This window comes from Streptomyces colwelliae, assembly GCF_048158785.1.
Lineage (GTDB): Bacteria > Actinomycetota > Actinomycetes > Streptomycetales > Streptomycetaceae > Streptomyces.
Window position 1 is genome coordinate 1 of record NZ_JBLTJC010000519.1, and the last position, 5,920, is coordinate 5,920.

The 5,920-nt window shown below is 73.0% G+C and carries 6 protein-coding genes; 2 read left to right on the forward strand and 4 right to left on the reverse strand.

The window, feature by feature from the left end:
• The coding region (locus ACNFOC_RS49540) for a helix-turn-helix domain-containing protein (RefSeq protein WP_416965562.1) at positions 1-355 on the reverse strand (355 nt) is incomplete at its 3' end.
• 182 nt (positions 356-537) lie between these two features.
• On the opposite strand from ACNFOC_RS49540, the gene ACNFOC_RS49545 reads away from it, so the two are divergent.
• Positions 538-1,263, forward strand: coding sequence for an alpha/beta hydrolase (locus tag ACNFOC_RS49545; RefSeq protein ID WP_416965563.1), 726 nt, complete (start codon positions 538-540; stop codon positions 1,261-1,263).
• A 12-nt stretch (positions 1,264-1,275) separates the two neighbouring features.
• On the opposite strand, the gene ACNFOC_RS49550 is transcribed toward ACNFOC_RS49545, so the two are convergent.
• Positions 1,276-2,379 (reverse strand): PP2C family protein-serine/threonine phosphatase, encoded by a 1,104-nt coding sequence (locus tag ACNFOC_RS49550; protein ID WP_416965567.1) that lies wholly within the window; start codon positions 2,377-2,379, stop codon positions 1,276-1,278.
• Between the two features lie 211 nt (positions 2,380-2,590).
• On the opposite strand from ACNFOC_RS49550, the gene ACNFOC_RS49555 reads away from it, so the two are divergent.
• On the forward strand, positions 2,591-4,735 hold the full coding sequence (locus ACNFOC_RS49555; RefSeq protein ID WP_416965564.1) for an ATP-binding protein: 2,145 nt from the start codon (positions 2,591-2,593) through the stop codon (positions 4,733-4,735).
• On the opposite strand, the gene ACNFOC_RS49560 is transcribed toward ACNFOC_RS49555, so the two are convergent.
• Both ACNFOC_RS49560 and ACNFOC_RS49565 read right to left on the reverse strand, forming a co-directional pair.
• Positions 4,729-5,175 (reverse strand): nuclear transport factor 2 family protein, encoded by a 447-nt coding sequence (locus ACNFOC_RS49560; RefSeq protein WP_416965565.1) that lies wholly within the window; start codon positions 5,173-5,175, stop codon positions 4,729-4,731. The genes ACNFOC_RS49555 and ACNFOC_RS49560 overlap by 7 nt on opposite strands.
• A 75-nt stretch (positions 5,176-5,250) precedes the next feature.
• Positions 5,251-5,920, reverse strand: a 670-nt coding sequence (locus ACNFOC_RS49565; protein ID WP_416965566.1) for an MBL fold metallo-hydrolase, incomplete at its 5' end; no start/stop codon positions are given.

Genomic DNA, 5,920 nt, shown 5'->3' on the forward strand with positions numbered 1-5,920 from the left:
CGTCATCTTCCCGGGCCAGCAGCTCCACCTGAAGTGACAGCCCGAAGGCACCGGACGCGGGCGCTGGGCGCCGGCGACCTCGCGTGAGTACGACGCGCGGGCCGAGGAGCGCAACCGGGAGCGGTACGCGGGCAAGAAGGACATCAAGCCGCCCCTGCACGGAGGGGTTGCGGTCGCGGCCCTGTTCCAGGCGCAGGTAGTAGTCGGCGCTGATGCCGGCGAGCATCGCGACCTCCTCGCGGCGCAGGCCGGGCACGCGCCGTACCCCGAAGGCGGGGATGCCTGCCTGTTCGGGGGTGACGAGTTCGCGGCGGGCGCGCACGTACTCGCCCAGCGGGTTCGGTTCGTCGGCCATCTCCGCACTGTAGATCGGCCGGGTGGGGGGCTGCCTGGTCCTGTCACCCCCAGGGTCGGCGGGGCCCTGGCTGGGGTGCGGGGCGGGCGGCAGCTTCGTCGGTGGCCGGTCGAGGGCGTGCTGATCAGCGCGTCGGCCACCACGGCTCGGCAACCCCCGTCACCTCACCAAGGAGCACAGTCATGTCCACGTATCTGCTGGTACACGGCGCCTGGCACAGCGGGCGGGCCTGGGACCGGGTGGTCCCGCTGCTGACGGCGGCCGGGCACCGGGTGCTCGCGCCGTCCCTCACCGGGTACGGCGACAAGGCGCGTCTGCTCGGCCCCGAGGTGGGTCTCGACACCCACGTCGACGACGTCGTCGGGCTGCTCACCGAGGAGGACCTCACGGACGTGGTCCTCGTGGGGCACAGCTACGCGGGGCTGGTCGTCTCGGGCGTGGTCAACAGGCTCCCGGAGCGGATCGCCCAGCTCGTCTACCTGGACGCGATGGTCCCGGTGGACGGTGAGCGCGCGACCGACATCCTGCCCGTGACCCAGGTCCTCATCGACTTGGCCGCCCGGTCCGGCACCCCCTGGCGGATTCCGCCGCTGCCCGAACTCCCGCCGCCCGGAGGTCTGTTCGGGGTCACCGATCCGGCGGACGTGGCCTGGCTGCGCACGATGGTCTCGGACCAGCCGGCGCTGTGCCTCCAGCAACCCGTACGGCTGGACAACCCCGCCGCGACCGCGATCCCCCGCACCCACATCCACTGCGTGGGCAGCGAGCCGGAGGGTTTCGAACGGCGGCCCGTCCCCGCGACCCAGCCCAACGGCACCCCGGCGCAGGTGTGGGAACTGGTCGCCGGTCACGACTGCATGATCACCGTGCCCGCCGAACTCGCCGACCTGCTCCTCAAGTTCGGCTGAATCCGTCGGGCCTCAGACCCGCACCGGCGCCGTCACCCCCGTCGGCTGGCACAGGACGAGTGCCAGGTCGTCGGTGGGCGGCCCGCCGGCGTGGGCGAGCAGCCGCTCGTGCAGCGCGTGCAGTGCCGCGTCCGGCATCGGTTCGCTCAGTGCCGTCGCGGACTCGGTGAGGAGGGCGAACGGGGTGCCGTCCGGCGCGCGGGACTCGGTGAGCCCGTCCGTGTAGAGGAGGAGGCGGTCGCCGGGCTGGAGGCGGACCCGGTACTGGTGCGGGTCCGGGTGCAGGCCCAACGGCAGGGCGGGGACCCGGGGTTCGAGGAGTTCCAGGCGCTGGCCGGAGCGCAGGGGCGCCGGGTGACCGCAGTTGACCAGCCGCACCTCGCCCGGCCCGAACTCCACCAGTACCGCCGTGACGAAGTCCTCGGGGGCGAGGCGGGGGGAGAGGCGGGCGTCCAGTGCCCGCGCGAGGGTCGCCAAGTCCCGGGCGGTGTACGCGAGTTCGCGGAACGCGGTGACCGTGTCGGACGCCGTGCGCAGGGCGTCGAGCCCGTGCCCCCGCGCGTCACCGACCAGCACGCGCAGGCCGTACGGCGTCACCGCGAGGTCGTACAGGTCGCCGCCGACCGAGGACTCACGGCTCGCGCAGTGGTAGCGGGTGGAGACATGGGTGCCGGAGAGGGTGCGGGACACCGGCCGCAGGATCGCCTCCTGGGTGATCCGGGCCACCTCCCGTGCCTCCGCGAGCCGTTCGCGCAGCCGGCCGCGCTGCCACGCCGCGTACACGCTGCACGCGCACCCCAGCAGCAGCCCGCCCCAGCGGACGGCGAACCCGGCGCTCACCTGCGTCCCGGCGCCGAGCCCCGCCGCGAGCGCGAGCAGGACCGTCCAGCAACTGACGAAGAACGTACGCCGGGCGCCCAGGAACGTCGCGGCCATCAACGGCCCGATCGCCAGCAACGGCAGGATCGGCTGCACCCGTCCGATCAGCAGCCCCGGCGCGGCCGCCGCCAGACACCCGACGGGCGCGACGAGAAGACCCACCGGGCCCGCGAGAAATCCCGCCGGTGCCGTGCGGACTCCCGACCGTGCCCTACGGAATCGGCGTCGCCCATCCATCGTGTTCACGCCACGACGATCGCCGAATTTCCGTCTCCTCACCTGCGTCAACCGGGAGTTGATCACCTCTCGATCATGATGCGTCGAAACCAACCCGTAAGTGGTCATGAAGTACGGCCATTTCGTGGGTGTTGCGACTGTTCCGGGCAGCCGTGGACCGCGTTCCGGGACACGCGCGTGGAGTCGGTGGCGTACGGACACACTGGGCCTCGTGCCGGACACGACTCACCCGAACCCCGGGAACCTCGGGAATCTGCCGCCCGAGACCCACAGTTTCGTCGGGCGGCGCGCCGAACTCGCCCTGCTCCAGGCCGTGCTGGACCCGGATGCCGGTCCGGCGGCCCGGCTGGTGAGCGTGGTGGGGGTCGGCGGGGTCGGAAAGACCCGGCTCGCCCTGCGCGCGGCGGCGGCAGTCCGGGACGCCTATCCCGACGGCGTCTGGCTGACCGAACTCTCGCCCCTGCACACCCCGGGACTCGTCGACCTCGCCGTCATGGAGACCCTCCGGCTCGCCGACCGGTCGACCCGGCCGGTCATCGACGTCATCACTGAATGGGCCCACGGCAAACGGCTGTTGCTCGTGCTCGACTCCTGCGAGCACCTCCTCGCCGACTGCGCCAAGGCCGCCGCCGCGCTGCTGTCCCGCGTGCCGGGCCTGCGCATCCTCGTCACCAGCCGGGAACGCCTCGCGCTGCCCGGCGAGGAGGTTCTCCACCTCGAACCGCTCCCCGTGGACGGCGGTCCCGGCGGGAGCGCCCCCGCCGGTGACGCCGTAACCCTGTTCGCCGAGCGCGCCGCCGACGCCGGGCGCCCGCTCGGCGACGACGACGTGGCCGGCCGCGCGCTCGCCGCCGCCGTCTGCCGCCGCCTCGACGGCATCCCCCTCGCCCTCGAACTCGCCGCCGCCCGCCTCGCCGACCTCACCCTCGACCAACTCCACGCCCGCCTCGGCGAACGCCTGCCCTCACTCCCTGATTTCCCCTCCCCGCTGGACCTGTTGACCTCCGCCCCCGGTGAACGCCCGCCCCGGCACCGGACGTTGCGCACCGCCATCGGCTGGAGCCACGAACTCTGCGCCCCGCTCGAACGCCTGCTGTGGGCGCGGCTGTCCGTCTTCACCGGCGGTTTCTGCGCGGAGACCGCCCAACAGGTGTGCGCGGGCGGCCCGTTGGCCCCGGAGCGGATCGCCGGCCTGCTCGCCCGGCTCGTCGCGCAGTCCATCGTGCTGCCCGACCCCGTCATCTCGGCCCGCTACCGGATGCTCGACACCGTCCGCGAGTACGGCACCGACTGGCTGCACGCACTCGGTGAGGAACACGCCGTACGGCGCCGCCACCGCGAGCACTACGCCCGCCTCGCCCACCAGGGCTGCGCCGAGTGGAACACCGGGCGGCAGGTCGCCTGGTGCGAGCGGGTGCTGAGCGAACACGCCAACTTCCGTGCGGCAGTCGAGAGCGCGCTCTCCGAACCGGACCGTGCGGCGGCCGTGGAGATGGCGGGCCATGTCGGGTTCCTGTGGCGGCACTGCGGCTACCTCCGCGAGGCCCAGGCCTGCCTCGACCAGGCCCTCGCCGCCGACCCGCCGCCCGGCCACGGCCGCACCCTCGCCCTGTGGTCGCGCGGCGCCGTCGCCATCCTCCAGGGCGACCAGGAGGCGGCGGCCAACTGGGCGGTGCGCTGCGCCGACGCGGCCCGCGCACAGGGTTCCCCGGTCGGCATGGTCGCCGCCGTGTACGTGCGGGGCGGCCAACTGGCCCTCACCAGCCGCCTCGCCGAGGCGATCGACGTCCTCGCCGCCGCACCCCAACTCCCCATTCAGGACGACGCGTTCGGCGCCGCCCAGCTCCAGGTCCGGCTCGCCCTCTCCCTCGCGCACGTGCTGCGCGGCGAGTACGAGCGCGGCCGTGAGGTCGCCGACGAGGTGCGTACGGCGAGCCGGAAACAGGGCGAGTACTGGTGCGGTGCCTTCGCCGACTACCTCATCGCCCAGGCCGACCTGGCGCACGGCGACACGGCGGCCGCGGTGAACGGCGCCCGCACCTCCATCGCGGGCCACGCCCTGCTGCACAACACCGTCGGCGCCGCCATGTCCCTCGACCTCCTGGCCGCCGCGATCGTCACCACCGGCGACGCCCACCGCGCCGCCCGCCTCCTGGGCATCGGCACCCGCCTGTGGGAACTCACCGGCCGCGCCCAGATGGACTCCCCGGACCTCATCGCCACCCGCCGCACCTGCGAACTCCGCGTCCGCGAACGCCTCGGCGACGACGCCTACGAGACGGGATACCGGGCGGGCCTGGCGATGTCGTACGACGAGGGAATCGCGTACGCGACAAGCCGGCCGGGCCGTCAGTGACGCGGGGTGGGGCCGCCGAACGGCAGGAACAGGGTCCGGGTCGCGATCAGCCAACTCCCGTCCACCTTGCGGAAGTTGTCCTCGTAGTGCCCGACCTGGACCGGGGCACCGGCGGTGACCTGGCCACCGTGATAACCGTCGATCCGGTACGTCGTGAAGTACGCCGTCGAGATCGCCGTGTCGGGGGAGGTGAGGGTGACGAGGACGTTCGACATCAGCCGCCGTGAGAGCCGCCCGGCGGGACGGGAACCGAAGTACTTCCGCAACGCCCCCCGCCCCTCCACGAGCCGCTCGCCGTCCGGCCACTCCCAGGTGCCGTCCTCGGTGAACAGCTCGGCGACGGAGGAGGGTTCACCGAGATCGAGTCGGCGGACGAAGTCCAGGATCACGCGCTCACAGGCACGTTCGGCGAGGAGTCGCTGCAAAGGGTCGAGGTCCATGCGGTCGTTGGTACCAGCCGCACCCCTCGCCCCACGACCGAATTAACCCGGGGTCGAATGGCACCGGCGAGGGGACTACACCGCCACGTACGTCACCGGTTCGCTCCCCGTCATCTCCTCGGCCTGGCCCAGTTTGACCAGTCGGCGCAGGTGCGCCTCGGCCTCCGAGACCGCGATGTTCCGTGACTGGTACGGGATTTGGGACCAGGGGCGGTTCCACTCCATCCGCTCGGCGACCTGCCAGGGCGTGAGGGGTTCGGAGAGGAGGGAGAGGAGGTCGGCCAGCCGGTCCTCGTGGTGGGTGAGCAACTCCCTTACGCGACCGGCCGCGTCGGTGAACGTGTGCTGGTGGGCCGGGAGCACCTCCGCCGGGGCCAGCCGGCCGATCCGCTCCAGCGAGTCGAGGTAGTCGCCGAGCGGATCTGGGAGTGTGTCGTCGTCCGGGTCCTCGTACAGGCCGATGTGCGGAGTGATCTGCGGGAGCAGGTGGTCGCCGGAGAACAGGCGCCCGTGGCCCGGGAGTCGGGCCGGATGGTCCTCCTCCAGGTGCAGGCAGACGTGGCCGGGGGTGTGGCCCGGGGTCCAGATCGCGCGCAGCCGGCGGCCCGCCAGGCCGAGGAGTTCGCCGGGGACGATCTCGCGGTCGGGGAAGGCGCTGAGGGAACTGGCCGGGGCGGGTGCGGGGGTCGTCGTAGCGGCCAGGGTCGTTGTCGTGTTCATCGGGTCGTCTCCTTCTGGCGGGCGG

What these genes read in the sequence shown, in the direction of transcription:
- ACNFOC_RS49545 (WP_416965563.1), top strand. Translation starts at nt 538, where the DNA reads ATGTCCACGTATCTGCTGGTACACGGCGCCTGGCACAGCGGGCGGGCC.
- ACNFOC_RS49550 (WP_416965567.1), bottom strand. Translation starts at nt 2,379, where the DNA reads ATGGATGGGCGACGCCGATTCCGTAGGGCACGGTCGGGAGTCCGCACG.
- ACNFOC_RS49560 (WP_416965565.1), bottom strand. Translation starts at nt 5,175, where the DNA reads ATGGACCTCGACCCTTTGCAGCGACTCCTCGCCGAACGTGCCTGTGAG.